Source organism: Micromonospora sp. NRRL B-16802 (assembly GCF_001279555.1).
Taxonomy (GTDB): Bacteria; Actinomycetota; Actinomycetes; order Mycobacteriales; family Micromonosporaceae; genus Micromonospora; species Micromonospora profundi.
Genome location: NZ_LGEB01000069.1, coordinates 1 through 23,338 on the forward strand (window position 1 = coordinate 1; position 23,338 = coordinate 23,338).

Consider the following 23,338-nt stretch of genomic DNA (forward strand, 5'->3'; position numbering starts at 1 on the left):
GCCCACCACTCCCCCGCCGACCACCCCGCCGCCGACCACGCCTCCGCCGGCCGGAGCCTGCACGGCGACGTACCAGGTCACCGGCCAGTGGTCCGGTGGCTTCCAGGGCGAGGTGAAGGTGACCGCCGGCAGTTCAGGGACCCGAGGCTGGTCGGTGAGTTGGAACTACGGCAACGGCCAGCAGGTCACGTCGTCGTGGAACGCCACAGTCAGCACGAGCGGCACGCAGGTAACGGCACGTAACGCCAACCACAACGGCACACTTGCCGCCGGGGCGAGCGCCACGTTCGGTTTCCTCGGTTCGTGGAACGGCAGCAACCCAGTTCCGCTGGTCTCCTGCACGACGACCAGTTGATCCCCGGCCGGCGCCGCACCCGGGCGGGGGTGCGGCGCCGGACGGCGGGGCTCAGACCAGGCAGTTGACGATCTCGGCGACCGACCGGCGGCGGCCCGTGTAGAAGGGGACCTCCTCGCGGACGTGCCGGCGGGCGCCGGAGGCACGCAGGTCACGCATCAGGTCGACGATGCGGTGCAGCTCGTCGGCCTCGAACGCCAACATCCACTCGTAGTCGCCCAGGGCGAACGAGGCGACGGTGTTGGCCCGCACGTCCGGGTAGCCACGGGCCATCTTGCCGTGCTCGGCCAGCAGCTCACGCCGCTCGGCGTCGGGCAGCAGATACCACTCGTAGGACCGGACGAACGGGTAGACGCACAGGTACGGGCGGGCCTCCTCGCCGGCCAGGAACGCCGGGATGTGGCTCTTGTTGAACTCCGCCGGCCGGTGCAGCGCCATCTGCGACCAGACCGGGGTCAGCGCCCGCCCGAGGGTGGTGCGCCGGAATCGCAGGTACGCGTCCTGGAGGGCGTCGCTGGACGCGGAGTGCCACCAGATCATCACGTCGGCGTCGGCACGCAGGCCGGCGACGTCGTACACGCCCCGGATCACCACGTCCTTGCCGGACAGCTCCTCGAAGAGGGCCTCGACCTCACCTGTGACGTTGTCCCGCAACGACGGCAGCGGGGCGCTGGCCCGGAACACCGACCACATCGTGTAGCGGATGCTGTCGTTCAGCTCCCGCAGCCGTGCCGCGTTTGTCTGCTCGGTCATCTCGCCGGTCCTCCCAGTGCTGTGATGATCTCGTCGGCCGCCGTCTCGCCGGAGCGGACGCAGACCGGAATGCCGACACCGTCGTAACCGGCGCCGGCCAGGGTCAGTGTGGGATGGGCGATCCGCAGCGCCGTACGCGCGGCGGCCACCCGGTCGGCGTGCCCCGGGGTGTACTGCGGCAGCGAACCGCCCCACCGCTGCACGTGCCCGTCGACAGGTGCGGGAAGCGGCACGCCGAGCACCGCCGACAACTCCCGGTGCACTGTCGCGGCCAGGTCCTCGTCCGGGCGTTGGAGCTGCGCCTCCTCGCCGTACCGGCCCACCGACGCGCGGACCAGCGCCAGCCCGTCCGGCCGACGCAGGTGCCCCCACTTCGTGGTGAAGAACGTCGACGCCTTGATCAACAGTCCTTCGGTGCTCGGCACCAGAAAACCGGACAGCTCGGGCAACTCAGGTTGCGGCAGCGCCACTGTGACAAGGGCGACGCTGGCGTAGTCCAGCTCTCCGACGGCTGCGGCGGCTGCCGGTGCCGGCCCGCTGAGCAGCCGGGCCGCCGGCCGGGCCGGCACCGCCAGCACCACGGCGTCCACGTCGATCAGCTCGGGCTCACGGGTGGGGCCGACGGTGAGCCGCCAGCCCGTGGCCGTGGGCGTCACCTCACGGACGGCGGCGTCACGTCGTACCGTCGCGCCGCTCGCCGTCGCCGCCGCGTCCACGAGAGTGCTCAGCCCGCCGGCCAGGGTGCCGAAGACCGGGGCGCCGGGGGCACGCGGCGCGGCGGCCTGCGCCGCACGGACCGCCCCGACCAGCGTGTGTTCGACCTGGGCGGTGCGCGCCAGCGCCGGCATCGTGGTGACCAGGGAGAGGTCGTCGGCGCGGCCCGCGTACACGCCGCCCAGCATCGGGTCGACAAGCCTGTCGACCACCTCGTCGCCGAAGCGAGCCCGGACCAGCGCGCCCACCGAGACGTCCATGCCGGGCTCGACAAGCGGCCGGCCGCCGTCGGTGTCGGCGTCCGCGGTCGGCCGGGCGACGGTGGTCACCCGTTCCAGATCCCCGGGTACGCCCACAAGCGTGCCGCCCGGGATGGGGCGCAGCATGCCGTCGACGACGAGGGCCGCCTGCCCGACGGTGGGGTGCACGATCTGGTCGGCAAGCCCGAGCCTGCGGACCAACGCCACAGCCCCGCTCTCGGCCCCGGTCGGATCACGCAGCAGGAAGGACTCGGCCCCGAACTCCACCGGCTGACCGGCAAGCTCCCCGGTGCGCAGCTTGCCACCCAGCACACCGGACTGCTCGTACACCGTGATCTCGGTGCCGGCCGGGGCACGGTCGCGCAACCGGACCGCGGCGGCCAACCCGGCGATCCCGCCGCCGACCACCGCCACCCGCCAGGGCTGCCCCATCGCGTGTCAGCCCTGGTCAGCCCGGCGGCTGGACAGCTCGTGCACAAGCGCGACCACCCGGGTCAGCACCTCCGGGTCGGTCTCGGGCAGCACGCCGTGACCGAGGTTGAACACGTGTCCGGGTGCGGCCCGACCCTGGTCCAGGATGCGGCGCACCTCGGCCTCCACCACCGGCCACGGCGCGAGCAGCACGCACGGGTCCAGGTTGCCCTGCACCGCCTTGTCCGGGCCGATGCGGCCGGTGGCCACGTCCAGCGGGGTACGCCAGTCCACGCCGACCACGTCCGCGCCGGCCTCGCCCATCGCGCCGAGCAGCTCGGCGGTGCCCACACCGAAGTGGATCCGCGGTACCCCGGCGTGCGACCGCTCCGGCTCGGCGCGTCTATCGCCGCGCCCCGACCCGGAGCAGTCGTCGGCCAGCCCGCTCAACACGGCGGTCGAGTGCGGCAGCACGTAGCGGCGGTAGTCGGCCTCGGAGAGGGTGCCCGCCCACGAGTCGAACAGCTGCACCGCGGACACGCCGGCCTCGATCTGCACCCGCAGGAAGGCGAGCGTCACCTCGGCCAGCCGGCCGGCGAGCGCGTGCCACAGCTCCGGGTCGCCGTACATCAGCGCCTTGGTCTTCGCGTGGGTCCGCGACGGACCGCCCTCGACCAGGTAGCTGGCAAGTGTGAACGGGGCGCCCGCGAAACCGATCAACGGGGTGTCGCCCAGCTCGACCACCAACTGCCGGACGGCCTCGTCGACGTACGGGACGTCGTCGCGGGTGATCAGGCGGATGCGCTCCACGTCGGCGGCGCTACGGATCGGTTCGGCGACCACCGGGCCGGTGCCCGGCACGATGTCCAGGTCGATCCCGGCCGCGGCGACGGGCACCACGATGTCGCTGAACAGGATGGCCGCGTCGACACCGTGCCGGCGTACCGGCTGGAGGGTGATCTCGGTTACCAGATCGGCGCGGCGGCAGGACTCCAGCATCGGCACGCTCGCCCTGATCTCCCGGTACTCCGGGAGCGAGCGGCCGGCCTGGCGCATGAACCAGACCGGTGTGTGCGGGCCGGGGCGACGCCGGCAGGCCCTGATGAAGGGCGAGTCGGCGGGGCCGCCTGGGCGCGGGTCTCCGTCTCGGGCGGCAGTGCCCGTGGTTTCCGTGGTCATCGCCGCAATCCTTCCACGCCCTGCACCCCCACCCCACCTGGGGTGAAAGGAAGGGCACCTTCTTAACGCCTCCGGTAGAGCAGGGGCCCCCTCCTAACATCGGAGCACGGTGCGGGCGGGCTCTGGTGGGCGATATGCACTGCCGCGCCCGCAGGCGCGGCCGCCGCCGTCGGATAGGGCGTCGGGGCGCCGTCGGATGGGGCCTCGGCGCGCCGTCGAAGCGGGTGGGCCGACGGCGGCATAGGCTGCCGACATGGCCCCCCCGATCGCGCTCCCGGAGACCTTCGTCCGCGCGGTCGCCGGACTGCGGTCGCCGGCGCCTCGGCCGGAGATCACGCTGGAGGAGGTCGGCGCCCCCCAGCGGCTGGCGCCCTACACGTTCGCACTCTCCGCGGCGGTGCTGCGCGACGGCGACGAGGTGGCCACCGGGCGGCTGATCCTGCTGCACGACCCGGCCGGGCACGAGGCGTGGCAGGGCACCCTGCGGCTTGTCACCTACGTGACCGCCGAGCTGGAGGTAGACCTCGCCGCCGACCCGCTGCTGCCCGGCGTCGGCTGGACCTGGCTGACCGACGCCCTGGAAACCCAGGAGGCGGCCCACCGCGCGATCGGCGGAACTGTCACCCAGACCATGTCGACCCGGTTCGGTGATCTGGCCGGCCCACCGACCGCCGGGGACATCGAGATCCGCGCATCCTGGACGCCGGTGACCGACGACCTCGCCCCGCACCTGCTGGGCTGGTGCACGCTGCTCGCCTCCACGGCCGGCCTCCCGCCGCCCGGGGTCACCGCCCTCTCCGACCGCCGGGCAGCCGGCACCGCCTGACGCCGCCCCGCCCGTTCACACGGGTCGGGGCGGACGTCGGTCGGGCTTACAGGTAGTTCTCCGCCTCGTCGCAGACCTTGTCGAGACCCTTCATCGCCGCGTCGTACGCGCTCCTGTTGCCGGCCGCCGCCGCGCCGAGCGCGGTGGTCAGCTTGTCCAGGCAGCTGGCGATCACCTTCTTCTGCCGGGCCTGCTCGTCGCGGTCGTTGCGGGTGCCGGTCAGGTCCTGCTCGGTGTTGTCGAGCTTGTCCTGCATGGTCTTCAGGTCGGTCTTGAGCTTGGAGATCTCGGTGGTGTTGGCCGCGATGGTGCCGTCACGCTCGCTGACCTGGCTGGTGAGGCGCTTCTCGGTACGGTTCAGCTCGTTGTTCTTCGTCACGAACAGCCCGGTCATCACCCCGCTGACAACGAAGAGCAGACCGGCCACCAGAGCCAGCACCAGCACCGCGCGACCCTTGCGGGGCGGCTGCGCGGCGGCCGGTCCGTACTGCGGCGCACCGGGCGGGCCCGACATCGGCTGCCCGTACGACGGACCGGAGACCGGCGGCGCGGACATCGGCGGGGCGGACATCGGCTGCCCGTACGCCCCACCGGAGACCGGCGGCGCGGAGACCTGACCGCCGTACGGCGGGGCGCTGGCCGGGTAGCCCGGCGTCGGCTGGCCGGTGCCGTACTGCGACGGCGTGGGCTGGCTGGTGCCGTACTGCGACGGCGTCGGCTGGCCGGTGCCGTACTGGGGGGCGGCCTGACCCGACGCGTACTGCTGCGGCGTGGGCTGGCCGGGCTGCGGCGGGGTGGCCTGGCCGTGCGCGTACTGCTGCTGCGGCGTGGCGTGGCCCGGCGCGTACTGCTGCGGTGGGTTCGGCAGTCCGGCCGGCGAGCCCGGCGGCGTCGGTGCGGCCGGCGGGTAGCCCTCCGGTCCGGACGGTGGCTGGGACATGATGTTGTTCCTCCAGGTGAGCGGGTCGTCCGCCGGTAGGCGCGACGGACCGGGTACGGCGAGGTTGTCCGGGTCCGAGGACCCGGCCGGGATCGGGGAACGGCTGGCGGTGGCCGGGGGTGGTGCGGGCGGGCGGAGCCGTCCGATCAGCAGATCTTGAAGCCGTCGCAGGCGACCTTGATCGGTACGGCCAGGCCGATGCCCTCGGCGTCGCGGGCCTTGGCGGTGGCGATACCGACCACCTGCTTGCTGCCGTTGATCACCGGCCCGCCGGAGTTTCCGGGGTTGATCGGGGCATCGAACTGGATTGTCGGTCCGGAGGAGCCCTGGGCGGAACGCAGGGCGCTCACCACGCCGGTGGTGACGCTGTCCTCCAGGCCGAGTGGAGCGCCGACGACGATGATCTGCTGGCCGGATTTCACTGCGGTGGGTGCGGTGACCAGGCCGGTGAACTTGTTGGTCGTCCGCAGGTGCGCCACATCGTTGGTCTTGTCGACCTTGACGATGGTGGCCGGGAAGCGCTGGTCGGTGCGTTCCAGGAAGACCTGGCGCCCGCCGCCCTCCCAGACCGCTTCGACAACGTGGAAGTTGGTGAACAGGTTGGTCCCGCCGTCGGAGGTCGGCTTGCCCACCGCGAACGCCGAGCCGGTGAACTGACCTGCACGCACCCGGAACACGCTGGGCAGCACGGCGCTGGCCACCGCCTCCGGGTTGAACGCCGCGCCGGCCTGCTTCTCCAACTCGTCCGCGCGAGTCTCCAGGCCGTCGAGGCGGAGGGCGTCGCCTTCCTGGCCCTGCGCCAGCCGCTTGTCGGTGGCGGCGAGCCGGTCGCCGAGCCTGTCGAGTTGGTACGCCTGCACTCCGGTCACGGCCGCCAGAAGCACGACAAGTGCCGTGGCGAGGACCATCGGCAAGCGACGACGGCCGGGCTGGGCCGGTGGTGGCGGGGCGTACGGGCCGCCCGGCGTCGAGCCGTACGGCGCCGGTGGCGGGCCGCCCTGGGGCGTTGCCGTGCCGTACGGAAGTGGTGCGGGGCCGCGCGGCGCGGCCGGCGGGTTGGCCTGGGGCGCCGCACTCCACTGGGCGGCGTTGGGTGGGGGTGCCCAGCCGGTGCGGGGCGCCGGCACGGCCTGCGGGTGGACTGTGCCGCCGGTCTGCGCCGCCGGCCAACTGGCGCCTGCGGGTGGGTGCGGCTCGATGCGCGGTGGCAGCGGTCCCGGTCGCCCGGCTCCTGCTCCGCTCATGTCGTGAGGCGCGGCCCCCTCCGGTCGGCCGTCCTGCGCGCCGAAGCCAGCCGTCATGATCGCCTTGCCCTCCCGTGATCTTCCTGTGCCGCCCGTCGATCTGATTGTCACCCGATCGCGGGCTCGCGGCTCGATGGACCGTACCTGCGTGAACGGGCTTTGTCTCCCCCGATGTCCGGCATCCGAATGGACATCTTGTGGCCAGCCGATCGACACACGCCGGACCGGCTGCACCCGCAATATCGGCGCGCGCACTAGGGTTGGCAGGTGACCGACGAACCACCCCTGCGCCGTCGGCCCACCGAAGAACTCCCGGGACACGCACCCCACCACCCGCCGTCGGCCCAGCCGCAGCAGGCAGGCGAGGGGCCCGACCCGACCGACGGTGGGCCAGTTCCGCTGATCGCCCCGCGTGACGGCACCCCCGACCCGGTGGCCGCCCCGGCGGAGCTTGCCGAGGTCGTGGCCCGCTTCGCGGCGGGCACCGGCCCGGTTGCCCTGGACGCCGAACGCGCCTCCGGCTACCGCTACAGCCAGCGCGCCTACCTGGTGCAGCTGCGCCGCGCGGGTGCCGGCACGGCGCTTATCGACCCGCTTCCGCTGCCCGATCTCAGCACGCTGGACGCGGTGATCGGCGAGGCCGAGTGGGTGCTGCATGCCGCGAGTCAGGATCTGCCGTGCCTGGCCGAGGTCGGTTTGCGTCCGCGCCGGCTCTTCGACACGGAACTGGCCGCTCGGCTGGCCGGGTTCGAGCGGGTCGGCCTGGCCGCGCTGACCGAGCAGCTACTCGGATTCACCCTTGAGAAGCATCACTCGGCAGCCGATTGGTCAAGTCGTCCGCTGCCCGAGTCGTGGTTGACCTACGCGGCCCTCGACGTGGAGCTGCTCACCGATCTGCGGGACGCGCTCGACGCCGAGTTGACCCGGCAGGGAAAGTCGGCCTGGGCCGCCGAGGAGTTCGCCGCGCTGGTGCGGACCGGCGCCAAACCGCCCCGGGTCCGCGCGGAGCCCTGGCGACGTACGTCCGGCATCCACCGGGTGCGGGGGGCGCGGGCTCAGGCCCGGGTGCGCTCGTTGTGGTACGCCCGGGACCAGATCGCGTCCCGGCGGGATGCCGCGCCCGGTCGGGTGCTGCCGGACTCGGCGATCGTCGCCGCCGCCGAGTTGGACCCGAAGGACGAGAAGACGCTGTTGACGCTGCCGGGCTTCGGTGGCCGGTCGGTTCGCCGGCTGGCCCGCACGTGGCTGGCCGCGCTCGACGACGCCCGTCAACTGCCCGACGACGCGCTTCCGGTCACCCCTGCTGTGGAGGGTCCACCTCCGCCGCACCGGTGGGCCGAACGGGACCCGGTGGCGGCGGGCCGGTTGGCCCGCTGCCGGGAGGTGGTGGTCCGCATCGCGGGCGAGCACAACCTGCCCCCGGAGAATCTGATCACCCCCGATTCGGTACGCCGGCTGGCGTGGACCCCGCCGGAGGAGCTCACCGAGGAGACGGTGGCGGACACGCTGCGTGGCTTCAACGCCCGCGAGTGGCAGATCGGCCTGCTGACCGCTGAGCTGACCGCGGCCCTGTCCCCCTCGACCTGATCGCTGGCGTGCCGCCCCATCCCTGGTGTGCCGCTTCCCGACGCCCGGCGGTGTGGGGTGGGCCACAGCGGGGCGTGCGGACGAGTTGGTTACTGACGAGTAGCATTCGGGGGAAACGTGCCCGTGTCGGCGACCCTGCTTCGTTCCGAGTGCTGCCTGCCGGCGCCAAGGCCGGAACATGGTCGAATAGGAGGCTCAAGTGCCCCGTGAAGTCCGAGATGTCGTCTTCGTCGACGGCGTCCGTACCCCGTTCGGCAAGGCGGGTGGCATGTACGCCAACACCCGCGCCGACGACCTGGTGATCCGCTGTATCCGCGAACTGCTGCGCCGTAACCCGCAGCTGCCGCCGGAGCGGGTCGAGGAGGTCGCCATCGCGGCCACCACCCAGATCGGTGACCAGGGCCTCACCATCGGCCGCACCGCCGCGCTGCTGTCCGGGCTGCCCAAGACCGTTCCCGGCTTCGCCATCGACCGGATGTGCGCCGGCGCCATGACCGCGGTGACCACCGTCGCCGGTGGCATCGCCATGGGCGCGTACGACATCGCCATCGCAGGCGGCGTCGAGCACATGGGCCGCCACCCGATGGGTGAGGGCGTCGACCCCAACCCGCGGATCGTCGCGGAGAAGCTTGTCGACCCGTCCGCACTGGTCATGGGCGCCACCGCCGAGAACCTGCACGACCGGGTCCCGCACATCACCAAGGCCCGCACCGACGCGTTCGCGCTCGCCTCCCAGCAGAAGACCGCGAAGGCGTACGCCAACGGCAAGCTCCAGGACGACCTGGTGCCGGTGGCCATCCGCGACGCCGAGGGTGGCTGGGGTCTGGCCACCGCCGACGAGGCTCCCCGGGACACCTCCCTGGAGAAGCTGGCCACGCTGAAGACGCCGTTCCGCCCGCACGGCAAGGTCACCGCGGGTAACGCGGCCGGCCTGAACGACGGCGCCACCGCGAGCCTGATCGCCGACGAGGCCACCGCCCGCGAGCTGGGCCTGCCCGTCGCCATGCGGCTGGTGTCGTTCGGCTTCGTCGGCGTGGAGCCGGAGGTGATGGGCGTCGGCCCGATCCCCTCGACCGAGAAGGCGCTGCGCATCGCCGGCCTGAGCATCGACGACATCGGCCTGTTCGAGTTGAACGAGGCGTTCGCCGTGCAGGTGCTCGCCTTCCTCGACCACTTCGGCATCGCCGACGACGACCCCCGGGTCAACCCGTGGGGCGGCGCGATCGCCATCGGCCACCCCCTCGCCTCGTCCGGCGTACGGCTGATGACCCAACTGGCCCGCCAGTTCGCCGAGCACCCCGAGGTCCGTTACGGCGTGACCGCCATGTGCATCGGCATCGGCATGGGCGGCACGGTCATCTGGGAGAACCCGCACTGGACGGAGGGCAACAAGTGAAGGCACCCAACGAGGTAGTCACCAAGGCGCTGCTGCGTCAGGTGACCGTACCGGGGCTGGACCGACCCGCCGCCCTGATCACGCTCGACAACGGCTTCGACCACACCAAGCCGAACACCTTCGGCCCGGCCGGTCTGACCAGCCTGGACGAGGCGATCACCGCTGCGCTGGCCGCCGATCCGGCGTTCATCGCGGTCACCGGCAAGCCGTACATCTTCTGCGTGGGCGCGGACATCGTCGGCCTGCCGCAGCTCGCCGACCGCGCGCAGGCGCTGGAGATCGGCCGGCTCGGCCACCGGGTCTTCGCCCGGCTCAAGGACAGCCCCGTGCCCACGTTCGCGTTCGTCAACGGCGCGGCGATGGGCGGCGGGCTGGAGCTGGCGCTGCACTGTCACTACCGGACGCTGTCCGGTGGCGCGGCTGCGCTGGCCCTGCCCGAGGTCTCCCTCGGCCTGGTCCCGGGCTGGGGCGGCACCCAGCTGCTGCCGAACCTCATCGGCATCCCGGCCGCCACCCAGGTGATCATCCAGAACCCGCTGATGCAGAACAAGATGCTCAAGCCGAAGCAGGCCGCCGAGATGGGCATCGCGGACGTACTGCTGGAGCCGGCCGACTTCCTGGAGCGGTCCCTGGAGTGGGCCGCCGGCGTCGTCCGGGGTCAGGTCACTGTGACCCGCCCCGAGGTCGACAAGGACATGTGGGGGGGCGTGCTCTACTTCGCCCGGGAGACGCTGAACCAGCGGCTGCACGGCGCGGTCCCGGCCGCGTACAAGGCGCTCGACCTGCTGGAGACGGCCAAGGACGGCGACTTCGCCGCCGGCACCGCCGCCGAGGACGAGGCCCTCGCGGACCTTGTCTTCTCCGAGGAGCTGCGCAGCGGCCTGTACGCCTTCGACCTTGTGCAGCGGCGGGCCAAGCGGCCCGCTGGCGCACCGGACAAGGGCCTGGCCCGCACTGTCACCAAGGTCGGCATCGTCGGCGCGGGCCTGATGGCCAGCCAGTTGGCGCTGCTGTTCGCCCGCCGCCTCCAGGTGCCGGTCGTGATGACCGACCTGGACCAGTCCCGTGTGGACAAGGGCGTCGGGTACGTGCACACCCAGATCGAGAAGGCCGTCAGCAAGGGCCGGATGGACAAGGGCACCGCCGCCAAGCTGTACGGCCTGGTCAGCGGCACAGTCGACAAGAGCGCCTTCGCCGACGCCGACTTCGTCATCGAGGCGGTCTTCGAGGACCTGGGCGTCAAGAAGCAGGTCTGGGCCGAGCTGGAGAAGATCGTCTCCCCGGAGGCGGTGCTCGCCACCAACACCAGTTCGCTGTCGATCACCGAGATGGCCGCGGAGCTGGAGCACCCGGAGCGGGTGGTCGGCTTCCACTTCTTCAACCCGGTGGCGGTGCTGCCGCTGCTGGAGATCGTCCGGGGCGAGCGCACCGACGACGCCACCCTGGCCACCGCGTTCGCTGTGGGCAAGCAGTTGAAGAAGTCCTCGGTGCTTGTCAAGGACGCTCCGGCGTTCGTGGTCAACCGGCTGCTCACCCGCTTCCTGGGCACCGTGTTCGCCGCCGTCGACCAGGGCACTCCGCTGGACGTGGCGAACAGTGCACTGGACCCACTGGGCCTGCCGATGCGCCCGCTCGCCCTGCTCCAACTGGTCGGCCCTGCCGTGGCGTACCACGTGGGCGGGACACTGCACGAGGCGTACCCGGACCGGTTCGGTGTCAGCGAGAACCTCAAGCGCATCGCCGACTCCGGCCAGCCGATCGTTGTCGACGACCAGATCAACGACGAGGTCGCGAAGCTGCTCGTGGTCGGCGACCAGCCGCTGACGGCCGAGCAGGTCCGCCAGAACGCGCTCGACGCGCTCGCGCAGGAGATCCGGCTCATGCTGGACGAGGGTGTCGTCGCCGAGGCGCAGGACATCGACCTGTGCATGATCCTCGGTGCCGGCTGGCCGTTCCACCTGGGCGGCGTCACGCCGTACCTTGACCGGACCGGCACCAGCGAGCGGGTCACCGGCCAGCGGTTCCTGCCGCGCGGGGCGGCGAGCCTGCCCGCCTGAGCCACGCACACCGACCCTGCGTTCGCGGTGGTTGCCCCGTCCAGCTTGGATGGAGGCAGCCACCGCGAATGTCGTTGTGCCTGATTCCGGTCGGGTCGGGACAGTGGGACCCTCTGGTGGCTGGCTACGATCACCCGTTCGCACCCTCGCCTGGAGCTGATCAATGTCCTCACCGCCGGTCGATCCCTGGTCCGGGCAGACGGAGCCCGACGCGCGCTACGACTTCCACCCGCCGCGCCCAGAGGGCTACCAGCAGCCGCCCGCCGAGGGTTGGGCGCCGCAGCCGCCGTACGACGGCCAGTGGCACGGCGCGCCGCAGCCCGCTCCGCCACCGGCGGCCCAGCAGCCGTATCCCACACAGCCCTATCCCGCCCCGCCGTACTCCACGCCGCCGCACTCGACCCCGCCGTACTCCACCTCACCGCATTCGACCCCGCCGTACTCCACCCCAGCGCACGTCGGATATCCCGGCACGCCGCAGACCGGCTATCCGGCCGGCCAGTACGCCGGCTACCCGCCGCCCCATCCCGGCGGCGGACAGGGGCAGTCACGGCAGCTGATCCTGATCCTGGGCATCGTCGGGCTGCTGGTGCTCTGCCTCGGCGGGGGCGGAGTCGCCTACGTGGCCTACGAGCGGGATCAGAGTGCCGACCCGAAACCCACCCCGACCGCTGCCCCCACCACAGGGCCGGCCACCACGCCGAGCGCCACCGCCTCCTCGTCCGCCACTCCGTCGCCGGGGTCCAGTCCCGCTGCCCAGATCCGGGTCGTCACACCGGAGACTCTCGCGGGGCGCCCGAAGAGCACGGACGCGACGCTGAAGAAGCTGGCGGAGGACATGGTCCAAGAGCTGAGAGGCTCGGTGCGCGGCGAGAACGATGTCGTCGGCGCCTTCTACGGCAGCCCCAGCGACCGGAACATGGTCATGGTGATCGCTGCCTCCACGTTCGTGCTCAACCCCACGAAAGAGCTCGACGACACGGTGCGGTCGATGTCCAAGGGCATGGCCGTGACGGGGATGACCACCATCGCCCCAGGGCCACTGGGTGGGGTGGCCAAGTGCGGCGACGGCAAGTCCGCGGAGGTGTCGTTGGGTGTCTGCGCCTGGGCCGACCACGGCAGCGTCGGGATCATCGTGATGTTCTTCTCGTCCGCGGCCGCCTCGGCGGCGGAGTTCGTCACCATCCGGGGGGAGATCGAGCAGCAGTCCTGACCACCACGGCAGCGCGTGGGCGAACCTGCCCGAAACACGGCACCACCGACGCCGTGCTCGAGTCCTCGCCGTCCGATCCTGGAGTTGACTGATGTCCCAGCCGCCGGCCAGCCCCTTCGGCCCGCCGCACGATCCCCCGCCGCAGCCGCAGGGACCGCAGTACCAGCCGGGGCCGCCGCAGCAGCCGGGGCCGCAGTACCAGCCGCCGCAGCAGCCCGCTGGCTGGCCACCGCCGCAGCAGCAGGGCTTCGGGCCCGCGCAGCCGGGCTCCGGGCCTGCACAGCCCGGTCAGCCGTACGGCCACCCGAACCTGGCCGTCGGCCCGCCGCCGAAGAAGTCGAACGTCGGCACGATCGCGGTGATCGCGCTGGCGGCGGTGCTGGTGCTCTGCCTCGGCGGGGCGGCGGTCACCTGGTTCGTGGTCAAGGACGGCGCGGGCGACGTCGTCGAGGCCAGCAGGACCAAGGTGGTCGCGCCCGACACCCTCGCCGGACGACCGAGGTACACCGAACCGGACCTGCGGAACGTCGTCGACGCGACGCTCAACTCGATCAGGCCGTCGGTGCAGAACGAGACAGGCGCGGTCGGCGAATTCTACGGCGAACCGATCCTGCGGGATTTCATCCAGGTCGCCGCTGTCTCCGGGGTGGTGGCCGACCCGCAGAGGAAACTGGACGACGCGGTGAGCTGGCTGCCCCAACTGGCCCTCACCGGCTTGACGGCGACCGAGCCCGGCCCGCTCGGCGGCGACGCTCGCTGCGGCAACGGCCGGACCAACGGCGTACCGATCGGTGTGTGCCTCTGGGCGGACGAGGGCAGCGTGGGCCTGGTGCTCATGTACTACAGGTCCGCCGAACAGGTGATCGCCGAGTTCGTCGGCATCCGTGGTCAGATCGAACAGCGTTCGTGAGCCGTGACGATGACCGGGGCCTCGGCCGCCCGGGGATAGCCGAGGCCCCGTGCCGTGCGGCACGCACGGCTCAGTGCCGGACCGCCGGGAAGTACGCGTTCAGCTTGCTCCGCAGGTGGGCCGCGTAGACGAAGCCGAGCATCGGATTACCGCGGTAGGCGCTTGCCGTACCGGTGCCGACATCCACAGTCACCGGTCGGGCTACCGCCGCGAACTTCACGCGCTGCCCTTCCTGCGCCCACTCCGAGGCGGCCGGCTCGATCTGGGTACCGACCAGCGCGGGGAACACCGCCACGCCGTTCTGGAGGCCGCGTAGCTGCCCCTTGCGGGCCAGCACGTAGTCGGTCGCCGTGGCGGTGAACGTTTGCAGGGCGTCCGCAGTGACGAGCGTCGCCGGCGCGGCGATCGTGAACAGGTGCAGTTTGGTCGCCATCCACTGCAGCTTGAAGTCGGCCCGGTAGCCGATCAGCACCGCCACGCCGCCCCAGTCTTCGGTCCGCACCTCGCAGCCGTCGGCCCGAAGCCGTTCACCGGTCGCCGTGAGGTACCCCTGCACCTGCTCGGTCCCCGTGATGTTCATCTGGCGCCCACCTCTCCTCTGGCTGTTACGGCCGCTCATCTAACACCGCCGCAGTCCATCCCGCTGCCCCTGCCGATCATGAGTGGAAGTGCAAGATCCGCGCACCTTCACCGAAGCTGCTGCCTCCAGCGAGCCGGAGGCGGCATCATCTGCGTAGTTGCGCGGATCTTGACTGTTCGAGGCGGCCGTACCGCCGGCGCCTATGCCGTGTCGGTGTCACCCGGTGCGGCTGATGTCGCAGCCCGTTCGGCCGCGCTGCGCAGCACGCAGAACTCGTTGCCCTCCGGGTCGGCGAGCACCACCCACCCAGCGCCGTCGGGCCGGGTCTGGTCGTCGACGAGCGTCGCGCCGATGCCGAGCAGCCGCTCGACCTCCTCGGCGCGGGTCCGGTCGGCGGGTTGCAGGTCAAGGTGCAGCCGGTTCTTCACCGTCTTGCCCTCGGGTACGGCGAGAAACAGCACCACCGGGCCTCCCGGCGGCAGGAGCATCGCCTCCGGGTCACCGGGGAAGTCGTCCGGCTGCCGGGGGCAGTCGAAGACCTGCGACCAGAAGCCGGCAAGGGCGTACGTGTCGCGACAGTCGATGCTGATGTTGTGGATCGTCGAACTCACTGTGGTCCTCCATGGTGGAGCGTGGCGCGGCACCGTTTCCGGGCGCGGCGCAGCACGCAGAAACCGGTTTCCCCGTGTGGACGGGCGGTCAGCGCCCGACCAGTGCGGGACGCTCCGCCTCCGGGACCTCAGCCGACGCGGACCCGGGGCGCGGAGCAGACATTCGTTGACATCGACGCACCCCCCTTCGCATCCGAGCTGACCCGGCGATCTTTGCACCGGCCGCGCGCCCCGCGCAACCCCGCTCAGCCAGCGCCGGGTGCCGGGCAGGGCACCGAAGGCGCGTCCGCCGTCGGGAGGGTGACCGTCACCTCCAGGCCGCCGCCGGGCTGGGCGATCACCTTGACGGTGCCTCCGTGCGCCTGGCAGACCGCCCGCACGATCGACAGTCCCAGACCCGAGCCGCGCGCGCCGGTGCGTTCCCGCCCACCGCGCCGGAACGGCTCGAACAGCCCCGGCACGTCGGCCTGGTCCACCTCGAACCCGGTGTTGCCCACCACCAGCCAGGAGCGCTGGCCGTCGGTGCCGGTACGCACCCAGAGCCGGCCGTGCAGATGGTTGTAGCGGACGGCGTTCTCGATGAGGTTGCCGGCGAGCCGGTCGAGCAGCCCTGGGTCTCCGACCACTGGCGCGGGCTCCAGCGACGTCTGCACGCGCAGGCCGATCCGCTCCACCTCACGGCGCACCGCGGACAACGCGTTGGCGGTGCCCGTGGCGAGGTCGCATTCGGTGCGTCGGCCGAGCCGCCGCCCGGCCTGTGCCTCGCTGCGCGCCAGCACCAGCAGCGCGTCGACAAGGCCGTTGGCCCGCTCGGAGGCGTCGCGCACCACTGTCGCCATCCGGCGGTATTCGGCGGTGTCCGCGTCGTCGTCGCTGAGCGTCACGTCGATCTCGGTCCGCATGACGGCAAGCGGGGTACGCAGCTCGTGCGAGGCGTTCGCCACGAATCGCTTCTGCGCCTCGAACGCCGACGCGATCCGGTCCAGCATGGCGTCGAAGGTCTTGGCCAGCTCGGCCACCTCGTCGTCGGCACCCGAGTAGCCGATCCGCTGGTCCAGGGTGGCCTCGCCGAGCCGCTGCGCGGTAGCGGTGACCTGGTGCAGCGGGCGCAGAGCCCGGCCGGCCACCGCGTACGCACCGGCCACCCCGACGACGCTGATCGCCAACAGCGCGACGAGGCCCTTGGCCAGCAGTTCTCCCGAGGCGGCGTCGACAAGTTGACGCTGCCACTGGGCGGCGTCCATCGACCGACCGTCGGAGAGCAGCACAGTCGTGCCGGGCAGCAGTTCGTCGGTGGGTCGCAGCGCGTCGCGGACCAGCAGCCAGGCCAGCAGCACCAGGATCGCGCCCGCGCCGACAAGCAGCACGCCGTTGAGCAGTGTCAGCCGCAACCGAAGTGTGGGCCGCAACCGGCGACTCACCGTACGACCTCGGTCCGCGACCGCGGACCCGGCTCGCCCGTCGCGCTCACACGCCCACCTCCGAGGTGCGGTAACCCGCGCCCACGACCGTCTCGATGAGCGGCGGATCGCCGAGCTTCTTGCGCAGCGTCATCACAGTGACCCGGACGATTGTGGTGAACGGGTCGGTGTTGGCGTCCCAGACCCGCTCCAGCAGCTCCTCGCTGGAGACCACCGCGCCGCGCGCCTTGAGCAGCTCGCTGAGCACCCCGAACTCCTTGTTCGTCAGGTCGATCGGCACGCCGGCCCGGGTGGCGACCCGGCGGGCCGGGTCGAGCACGAGGTCGGCGAGTTCGAGCACCGGCGGCGCGGCGGGGGTGGCCCGCCGGCCGAGCGCCTGCACCCGGGCGACCAGCTCGTCGAAGGCGAACGGTTTCGGCAGGTAGTCGTCCGCGCCGAGCTGCAACCCCTCCACCCGGTCGGCCACCGTGCCGCTCGCCGTCAGCATCAGCACCCGGGTCAGCGCGCCGGAGGCGGCCAGCTCGGCGCAGATCTGGTCGCCGTGCACGCCGGGCAGGTCGCGGTCGAGCACGACCACGTCGTACCGGGTCACGAACGCCGCCTCCTGGCCGGCGTCACCGTCGTACGCCACGTCGACCGCCATGCCCCGCTTGCGCAACCCGCGCGCGATCGCGTCGGCGAGGTTGCGCTCGTCCTCCACCACCAGTACCCGCATACCCGGCCTCCTCGCTGCTGACCACCGACAACCTAGTGCCGGCCGGCAAACCATCGTCCCTCGACGCCCGCGTCGGTCACCGTTGCGGCGGTACGGGCTGCTCGCCCACCCGGGCAACCGGTGATCAGTCGGGCAGGTTCCACAACTGGTACGAGCTGTTCGCGATCGCGCACAGCACGTGATCCGTGATGGCCTGACATTCCCCTGTGGCGTGCGGCAGGACGTCCAGGACCCGTACCTCCCCGGCGCGGGCGTCCAACTCTCCGACGAGCAGCCCGCCGTCGGGATGCCCACGTAAACCGACCATCCGGCGGGCGTCGTCGACCTGGTACAGCTCCCATCGACCCAGGTCGGCCAGCTCCTCGCCGGTCAGCGCATCGACAACGAGGTACTGCACCATCGGACCGGAACCGCTGACGCTCACCATCAGCCTGCCGTCGTACGGCCAGCCCCACGACCAGCGGTCGCTACGCCAACGCAACCCACCGGTCTCGGGGTCGATCGCCAGTAGTTCACCCCCACCTGTGCGTATACACAGAACGGGGCCACAGTCCGCCGCGAACTCGACCGGGCCGGTCGTACGTGTCCAGCGCCGGTCCAGCCCGTCCAGCCCGTACGCGGTGACAGTGGCCGAGCCTCTGTCGACGGCCAGCAGCAGGTCTTCCATCACCTCAAGCCCGAGCGGTCCATCGTTGGGTGGGAGCAGGCTGGCACTGGCCAGCACGGCGCCGGTGCTCGCCTCGCGTACCTCGACCGGCGCGTTCACCGGGTTGAGCACCACCCGGTCCACCCCGTGCCCGGTGTCGCGGAAGCTGATCTGGGCACTTGTGGGCGGCAACCGCCAGCGCACGGTGCCGCAGCAGGGATCGACAGCACGCAGGCTGCTCACCTCGGTCTGGCCGCCGGAATGCAGCAGCAGGTTGCCGTCAGCCGACGCGATGGCCCTGCCCGGCTGCTGCCACCGGAACGCCCCGGTCGCCCGGTCCAGCGCCACGGTGAGCGTGTCCCGGCCCACCGGCCCGATCTCGTAGCCGGTGACCAGCAGCATCCGGGCCAGCGGCGTGATACGCCAGGACCGGGCCTCGGCCGACAACGGCGCCTGCCAGGCCGGTGCGCCGCCGGGCAGCCGGTACGCGGCCAGCCGCCCCTGCCGCGTCGATGTGTTTGCCGGCTCGACGATCAGGAAGAGGTCGCCGTCGACAAGCGCGTCGGCGCCGAGCCGAGCCGGCAGGGTCACCACGGTCCGGCGAGGCGGTAGCGCGGCACCGGCGGCGACGGTGACCAACACGAGCAACAGGACCAGCGCGCAGCGCAGCCGCCGGTCGTTGGCACGGGGTGGGCGGGGCAACAGGTCCGGGTCCGGACCGTGCCGCAACTCGCCGAGGTCGATCACCGGACCGGTCACGGCCGAGACCGCCAGAACGCGGCCGAGCCGTCGGGTCGCCGGCAGCGCAGGGCCAGAAGGGACGCCTGGCAACTACCGGCGACGCCGGGCAGCCGGCCCTTCACCGGTAACCGCATCCCGCCCTCCTCGCCGCCGACCGCCGGCAATCTGTCGCCGGCCGACAACCATCGTCCCCCGTCGATCGGCTCGCCGCTTGTCAGACGGGCAACCGCCACAGCGCGAAGGAGGCATCCTGCCTACGGCAGAGCAGCTGTCCGGTGACCACCGCCTGGCACTCGCCGGCCGTGTCCGGCAGTACGTCCAGCAACCGGACAGTTCCCGCCCGGACGTCCAGGTCAGCGACGAGCAGACCGCCGTCGGGATGCCTGCGTACGCCGATGGTCGGGCCGCCCCACGGGAACTGGGCCAGCTCCCAGCGGCCCAGATCGGCGAGCATCCGGCCGGTCTGCGGGTCGAGCACTGAGAGCTGCTCCGCACCCGGCCCGGCGCTGCTCACAGTGGTGGCCAGCAACCGGCCGGCCGACGGCCAGACCCACGCCCAGCGGTCGCTGCCCCAGAGCCGCCGACCGGTCGCGGCGTCGACGACCCGCAGCCCACCGGAGCGGTTCTGGAGGCAGACGGCGGTGCCGCAGTCCGACGCGTACAGCGCCTCGTCGGCGGGTGTGCGCCAGCGCTGGTCCAGCCCGTCCAGCCCGTACGCGGTGATCATCGTCGGGGACCCACCGAAGGTGAGCAGCAGGTCGTCCACGATCTGCACACCCGTGTGCGCCCCGCTGACGGTCGCCGCCAGCTCGGTGCGGGCCAGCACGGCGCCTGTGGTCCCGTCGAGGACCTCGATGGGTCCGTTCGCGTGGCTGAGCACCACCCGGTCCACGCCGTGCTCGCCGTCGCGGAAGCTGAACTCGCCGCCCGCGACGATGGGCACCTGCCAGCGCACGGTGCCGCAGCACGGGTCGAGAGCCCGTAGGGTGCCCCCATCGTCGCCGACGGAGTGCAGCAGCAGGTTGCCGTCGGCGAGCAGGCTGGGGCTGCCGGGCTGCTGCCAGCGGTACGCCCCGGTCCGGCGATCCAGCGCCACGGTGAGCGTTCCCCGCCGGTCCGGGCCGGTCTCGTGCCCGGTGGCCAGCAGCATGTCGCCCTGCTGGGCGATGCCCCAGTAGCGGCCCTCCGCAGGCAGCGAAGCCTGCCAGGCCGGCTCGCCGCCGGGCAGCCGGATGGCGGTCAACCGCCGCTGCGCCGACGGCCCGCTGAGCGGCTCGACGAGCACGAAGAGGTCACTGGTGACCAGGGCGTCGGCGCCGAGGCGGCCCGGCAGCGCCAACACCTCACGCCGGGGGTGCGGCCCCGCGCCGGCCAGGCTGACAAGCAGAAGCAGCAGGACCACTGCGCAGCGCAGGGGTCGCCCCTTGTCCAGTGGCGGGCGGGGCAGCCGGTCGTCGTCCGGCCCGTGCCGCAGCTCGCCGAGGTCGATCAGCGGGCCGGTCACCTGTGTAACCGCCACAGCGCCGTCGAGCCGTCGAGGCGCCGACAGAGCAGCACCGGCAGCGCCGCCTGGCACCCGCCGGCCACCCCCGGCAGGATGTCCAGGGTCCGCGCCCGGCCGGCGGCCAGGTCCAGTTCGGCGACCACGAGCCGACCGTCGACAGTCGACCGTATGCCGATCAGGTCGTCGTCCCTGCGCAGGCGGCTCACCAGCCCCCACTGGCCCAGATCCGTCCGCTCCTGCCCGCTCGTCGCGTCGCGTACCGCGTACCGCTGGTCGCGCCCCATCATCAACATCCGGTCCTGCCGGACGTCGGCAAGCATGTCCGGACCGGGATAGGCCCATCGGACGCCGCCGGTGGTGGCGTCGATGGCCTGCAGGCCGCCGGTCTGCTGGCCCGCGCAGAGCAGATCCGCGCAGGCCACCAACCAGGCCACCAGTGGCACCGGGGACGTCCACATCGGTGCGATGTCGGGAAGGCTGTAGGCGACAAGCCGGGTGCTGCCGGGCGGGACGAGCAACACCAGGTCGCCTACGACCTGCACCCGCTGGAACGCCGACCGGTCACCGGGCAGCGTGTCGACGCTCCGCAGCAGGGTGCCGGTGCCGGCGTCGTACACCTGTAGTTCGCCGGTCGGCTGGACGACCACTACCTGGTCGACCCGGCCGTCGCGCTCGTGGTAGTCGGGGCTGCCGGGTGGGACGGGCACCGACCAGAGCACCCGGCCGGTGTCGGGCGCCACCCGGCTCACCGTGCCCGGCGCGTCGTCCGCGTCGTCCACGAGAAGCAGGCCGCCGTCGACAGTCCACTGGACGAGCCCCGGATGGTGCCAGCGCCGCTGCCCCGTGGCGACGTCGAAGGCTGTGGTCTCCAGCACCTCGGCGGTGTTGGCCCCGACGGCCAGCAGCAACCCGCGCTCCGCCCACACGGCCAGGTAGTCACCGCTTCGTGCCAGCGGCACCCGCCACCGGCGCCGCACGCTCTGCTCGCCGGTCGCCGAGGGCAGTGTGTACGCCGTGAGGTACCGCTCGCCGTCAGGTGTGGTCGGGTCGACCACGACGACGCCGTCATCGGTGAGGTACGCCGAAGCGTCCGGCACGGTCGGCACCGACGTCACCGCCCGGCGGGGCACCGGTGCCCCGCCTGCGAGCACGAGCAGGGTCAGCAGCAGTACGCCGGTGCTGCGCAGCGGTCGGCCGGCGGCGCGCGGCCGGCGGGGCGGCGGTATCGATGCCGGCTCGTCCCGGACCTCGCCCAGCTCGATGATCGACAACGACCGTCCCTCCGTGGCGGGGTGCGGCCTACCAGGTTCCCCGGCAAACCGGCCGCTGCCGTACCGGCCCGGCAAATGCGACGCAACCGCGCCTGTACGATGGCGCGTCGTGGCTGTGCCGGTGGTAGACCCCTCGCTGAATCCCGTGACCGACGCCGACCCGGCCGAGGTCGAGCCGACACGGCGGCCTCGACGCCGCCCGGCCCGAACCGACCTGTTGGCCCTCGGAGCCTATGTGCTGCTGGGTGTCTTCGTCTGCCTCAACTACTGGGGTGACGTGACCGGCCGGGTCTCCTCGCACCTGCCGACCGACCACAGTTGGTTCGAGTGGCTGTTCGCCCACGGCGCCTACTCGGTCCGGCACCTGGAGAACCCGCTGTTCACGGCCCGTCAGAACGCCCCGGACGGGGTGAACATGATGGCCAACACCTCGCTGCTCGGTGTGACACTGCCGCTGTCGCCGCTGACAATGCTGTTCGGCCCGCAGGTCACGTACGCCCTCTACCTGGGCGGAGCCCTGGCGGCCACCGCGGGCACCGCGTACTGGATGCTCTCCCGGCACCTGGTGAAGTCCCGGGCTGCTGCCTTCGTGGGTGGCGCGTTCCTCGGTTTCGCGCCGGGTGTCGTCCACCACGCGAACGGCCAGCCCAACTTCGTGTCCAACTTCCTGTTGCCGCTGATCGTGGTGCGGGTGCTGCGGCTGGGCGAGCCGGGCCGGTGGCGGCGCAACGGGCTGGTGCTCGGTGCGCTTGTGGCGTACCAGATCTTCATCAACGAGGAGATGCTGCTCCTCACCGCGCTGGCCTGCCTGGTCGTCGTGCTGGCGTACGCCGTGCAGCGGCCGGCGGCGGCACGTCGCGCGGCAGGTCCGTTCCTGGGTGGGCTCGGTGTCGCCGGTGGCCTGGCGCTGCTGCTGACGGCGTACCCGATCTGGTTCCAGTTCAACGGCCCGCAGTCCTACCGCGGCCTGCAGGGCGGCGTCTTCCACAGCTGGGGCGAGGACCTGGTCGCGTTCGTCACCTTCGCCCGGGACACCTGGGCCGGTAACCCGGAGGTGGAGAAGACGATCGGGCTGACCGAGCAGAACACCTGGTTCGGGTGGCCACTGGTGCTGCTGTCGGTGGTGGCGCTCGTGCTGCTGGTGCGCCGCTCGTTGGCCGCCCGGATCATCGCGGTGCTGGTCGTGGTCTTCACGGTGGCCTCGATCGGGCCGTGGGTGCGCTTCGACGGCGTCGAGACCACGGTGCGCGGCCCGTGGTCGTACGTGTCGGACGACCTGCCGCTTGTCGAGATGATGATGCCGACCCGGTTGGCGCTTGTGGTGGCCGCCGCGTTGGGCGTACTGCTGGCGCTGACCTGGGACGCGGCGGCCCGGCAGGGGCGTCCGGTGGCCGACCGGCCCGGGGTGCCGGCCCAGCGCACCGGCGAACCGGCGGCGTCCGACGAGTCGTCCACGCCCGCGCTGTCGCGTCGACGCTGGCTGCGCCCGGTGGGGTACGCGGCGGTCGCGCTCGCCGTGCTGCCGCTCTTTCCCCGGCCGCTGCCGGCACAGCCGGTGGACCCGCCGCCGAACTTCATCACCGCCGGCGGCTGGCGCCCCTACGTGCCGGAGGGCCGGACCCTCGTGCCGGTGCCGATCCCGAGCAACGTGCACGGCCTGTCGACGCTGCGGTGGAGTGCGCTGACCGGGCACGAGTTCCCCATCCCGGGCGGCTACTTCATCGGCCCGAACGAGCTGGGCGAAGGTGTCTTCGGCGCTCCGAACCGGCCTACCAGCACTCTCATCTACTCCACGATGGACGCTGGTGCGGTGCCGGCGATCACCGACGAGAACCGCCGCCAGGCCGTCGAGGACCTGCGGTTCTGGCGGGCGTCGGTGGTGGTGCTCGGAGCGCATCCGCGTGAGGCGGTGCTGCGTGAGCTGGTCACCGCCCTGATCGGGCCGCCGCAGCGGGTCGACGACGTCTGGGTGTGGGACGTCCGCGCGCTCGTGGGCTGACGCGC

20 protein-coding genes are annotated in these 23,338 nt (G+C 72.2%); 8 read left to right on the forward strand and 12 right to left on the reverse strand.

The genetic code is table 11. The annotated features are described in order from the left end of the window. Positions 1-355: cellulose binding domain-containing protein (locus tag ADK66_RS19505; RefSeq protein WP_197281580.1), on the forward strand; the 355-nt coding region annotated here is incomplete at its 5' end. Positions 356-406: 51 nt separating this feature from the next. Here the strand turns inward: ADK66_RS19505 and hemQ are convergent. From hemQ to hemE, 3 genes are read right to left on the reverse strand one after another with little or no spacing between them, the layout of a single operon-like run. After that, complete coding sequence (gene hemQ, locus ADK66_RS19510) at positions 407-1,108, reverse strand: hydrogen peroxide-dependent heme synthase (RefSeq protein WP_053657371.1); 702 nt, start codon at positions 1,106-1,108, stop codon at positions 407-409. Beyond that, on the reverse strand, positions 1,105-2,514 hold the full coding sequence (gene hemG / locus ADK66_RS19515) for a protoporphyrinogen oxidase (protein WP_053657374.1): 1,410 nt from the start codon (positions 2,512-2,514) through the stop codon (positions 1,105-1,107). Before hemG ends, hemQ begins: the two co-directional genes overlap by 4 nt. Positions 2,515-2,520: 6 nt before the next feature. Next, positions 2,521-3,672: a uroporphyrinogen decarboxylase gene (gene hemE, locus ADK66_RS19520; protein ID WP_053657375.1), complete on the reverse strand. Its 1,152-nt coding sequence runs from the start codon at positions 3,670-3,672 to the stop codon at positions 2,521-2,523. A 253-nt stretch (positions 3,673-3,925) separates the two neighbouring features. Here hemE and ADK66_RS19525 point away from each other — a divergent pair, with 253 nt between their 5' ends. Next, positions 3,926-4,498: a DUF3000 domain-containing protein gene (locus tag ADK66_RS19525; protein WP_053657378.1), complete on the forward strand. Its 573-nt coding sequence runs from the start codon at positions 3,926-3,928 to the stop codon at positions 4,496-4,498. A 46-nt stretch (positions 4,499-4,544) separates the two neighbouring features. Here ADK66_RS19525 and ADK66_RS19530 read toward each other — a convergent pair whose 3' ends face one another. Then, positions 4,545-5,438: a hypothetical protein gene (locus ADK66_RS19530; protein ID WP_053657380.1), complete on the reverse strand. Its 894-nt coding sequence runs from the start codon at positions 5,436-5,438 to the stop codon at positions 4,545-4,547. Between the two features lie 146 nt (positions 5,439-5,584). After that, positions 5,585-6,739, reverse strand: a complete 1,155-nt coding sequence (locus ADK66_RS19535; RefSeq protein WP_082377555.1) for a trypsin-like peptidase domain-containing protein — start codon at positions 6,737-6,739, stop codon at positions 5,585-5,587. Positions 6,740-6,949: 210 nt separating this feature from the next. Between ADK66_RS19535 and ADK66_RS19540 the strand changes: the two genes are divergently transcribed. The 5 genes from ADK66_RS19540 to ADK66_RS19560 all read left to right on the forward strand — a co-directional run bounded on the left by ADK66_RS19540 (position 6,950) and on the right by ADK66_RS19560 (position 13,845). Continuing rightward, on the forward strand, positions 6,950-8,269 hold the full coding sequence (locus tag ADK66_RS19540; protein WP_053657384.1) for a ribonuclease D: 1,320 nt from the start codon (positions 6,950-6,952) through the stop codon (positions 8,267-8,269). A 199-nt stretch (positions 8,270-8,468) separates the two neighbouring features. After that, positions 8,469-9,665: a thiolase family protein gene (locus tag ADK66_RS19545; RefSeq protein WP_053657386.1), complete on the forward strand. Its 1,197-nt coding sequence runs from the start codon at positions 8,469-8,471 to the stop codon at positions 9,663-9,665. Next, a complete protein-coding gene (locus tag ADK66_RS19550) occupies positions 9,662-11,722 on the forward strand; it encodes a 3-hydroxyacyl-CoA dehydrogenase NAD-binding domain-containing protein (RefSeq protein WP_053657389.1) in 2,061 nt (686 codons plus the stop codon). The genes ADK66_RS19545 and ADK66_RS19550 overlap by 4 nt, the downstream gene beginning before the upstream one ends. 163 nt (positions 11,723-11,885) lie before the next feature. Next, the gene (locus ADK66_RS19555; protein WP_053657390.1) at positions 11,886-12,935 is read left to right on the forward strand and encodes a hypothetical protein; all 1,050 of its coding nucleotides are present in this window, start codon (positions 11,886-11,888) and stop codon (positions 12,933-12,935) included. A gap of 91 nt (positions 12,936-13,026) precedes the next feature. Next, positions 13,027-13,845, forward strand: a complete 819-nt coding sequence (locus ADK66_RS19560) for a hypothetical protein (RefSeq protein WP_053657392.1) — start codon at positions 13,027-13,029, stop codon at positions 13,843-13,845. Positions 13,846-13,915: 70 nt separating this feature from the next. Here the strand turns inward: ADK66_RS19560 and ADK66_RS19565 are convergent, their stop codons facing one another. The 7 genes from ADK66_RS19565 to ADK66_RS19595 all read right to left on the reverse strand — a co-directional run bounded on the left by ADK66_RS19565 (position 13,916) and on the right by ADK66_RS19595 (position 21,334). Beyond that, positions 13,916-14,425, reverse strand: coding sequence for a hypothetical protein (locus tag ADK66_RS19565; RefSeq protein ID WP_053657395.1), 510 nt, complete (start codon positions 14,423-14,425; stop codon positions 13,916-13,918). A gap of 200 nt (positions 14,426-14,625) precedes the next feature. Further along, on the reverse strand, positions 14,626-15,036 hold the full coding sequence (locus ADK66_RS19570; protein WP_053657396.1) for a VOC family protein: 411 nt from the start codon (positions 15,034-15,036) through the stop codon (positions 14,626-14,628). 245 nt (positions 15,037-15,281) lie between these two features. Then, a complete protein-coding gene (locus tag ADK66_RS19575; protein WP_053657398.1) occupies positions 15,282-16,457 on the reverse strand; it encodes a cell wall metabolism sensor histidine kinase WalK in 1,176 nt (391 codons plus the stop codon). A 46-nt stretch (positions 16,458-16,503) separates the two neighbouring features. Continuing rightward, entirely contained in the window at positions 16,504-17,172 is a 669-nt protein-coding gene (locus ADK66_RS19580; RefSeq protein ID WP_053657400.1) for a response regulator transcription factor, read from the reverse strand. A 124-nt stretch (positions 17,173-17,296) separates the two neighbouring features. After that, positions 17,297-18,577, reverse strand: a complete 1,281-nt coding sequence (locus ADK66_RS19585; protein WP_053657402.1) for a PQQ-binding-like beta-propeller repeat protein — start codon at positions 18,575-18,577, stop codon at positions 17,297-17,299. Between the two features lie 196 nt (positions 18,578-18,773). Continuing rightward, positions 18,774-20,063 carry a PQQ-binding-like beta-propeller repeat protein gene (locus ADK66_RS19590; protein ID WP_053657404.1) on the reverse strand — a complete coding sequence of 430 codons (1,290 nt, stop codon included), beginning with the start codon at positions 20,061-20,063 and terminating at the stop codon, positions 18,774-18,776. Continuing rightward, complete coding sequence (locus ADK66_RS19595) at positions 20,060-21,334, reverse strand: PQQ-binding-like beta-propeller repeat protein (RefSeq protein WP_053657406.1); 1,275 nt, start codon at positions 21,332-21,334, stop codon at positions 20,060-20,062. Before ADK66_RS19595 ends, ADK66_RS19590 begins: the two co-directional genes overlap by 4 nt. A 109-nt stretch (positions 21,335-21,443) precedes the next feature. Between ADK66_RS19595 and ADK66_RS19600 the strand changes: the two genes are divergently transcribed. Continuing rightward, positions 21,444-23,333: a hypothetical protein gene (locus ADK66_RS19600; RefSeq protein WP_053657408.1), complete on the forward strand. Its 1,890-nt coding sequence runs from the start codon at positions 21,444-21,446 to the stop codon at positions 23,331-23,333. The last annotated feature ends 5 nt before the right edge of the window (positions 23,334-23,338 follow it).

Coding starts and splice junctions, on each gene's coding strand:
- hemQ (WP_053657371.1), bottom strand. CDS start 1,108: ATGACCGAGCAGACAAACGCGGCACGGCTGCGGGAGCTGAACGACAGC.
- hemG (WP_053657374.1), bottom strand. CDS start 2,514: ATGGGGCAGCCCTGGCGGGTGGCGGTGGTCGGCGGCGGGATCGCCGGG.
- hemE (WP_053657375.1), bottom strand. CDS start 3,672: ATGACCACGGAAACCACGGGCACTGCCGCCCGAGACGGAGACCCGCGC.
- ADK66_RS19525 (WP_053657378.1), top strand. CDS start 3,926: ATGGCCCCCCCGATCGCGCTCCCGGAGACCTTCGTCCGCGCGGTCGCC.
- ADK66_RS19530 (WP_053657380.1), bottom strand. CDS start 5,438: ATGTCCCAGCCACCGTCCGGACCGGAGGGCTACCCGCCGGCCGCACCG.
- ADK66_RS19535 (WP_082377555.1), bottom strand. CDS start 6,739: ATGACGGCTGGCTTCGGCGCGCAGGACGGCCGACCGGAGGGGGCCGCG.
- ADK66_RS19555 (WP_053657390.1), top strand. CDS start 11,886: ATGTCCTCACCGCCGGTCGATCCCTGGTCCGGGCAGACGGAGCCCGAC.
- ADK66_RS19560 (WP_053657392.1), top strand. CDS start 13,027: ATGTCCCAGCCGCCGGCCAGCCCCTTCGGCCCGCCGCACGATCCCCCG.
- ADK66_RS19565 (WP_053657395.1), bottom strand. CDS start 14,425: ATGAACATCACGGGGACCGAGCAGGTGCAGGGGTACCTCACGGCGACC.
- ADK66_RS19580 (WP_053657400.1), bottom strand. CDS start 17,172: ATGCGGGTACTGGTGGTGGAGGACGAGCGCAACCTCGCCGACGCGATC.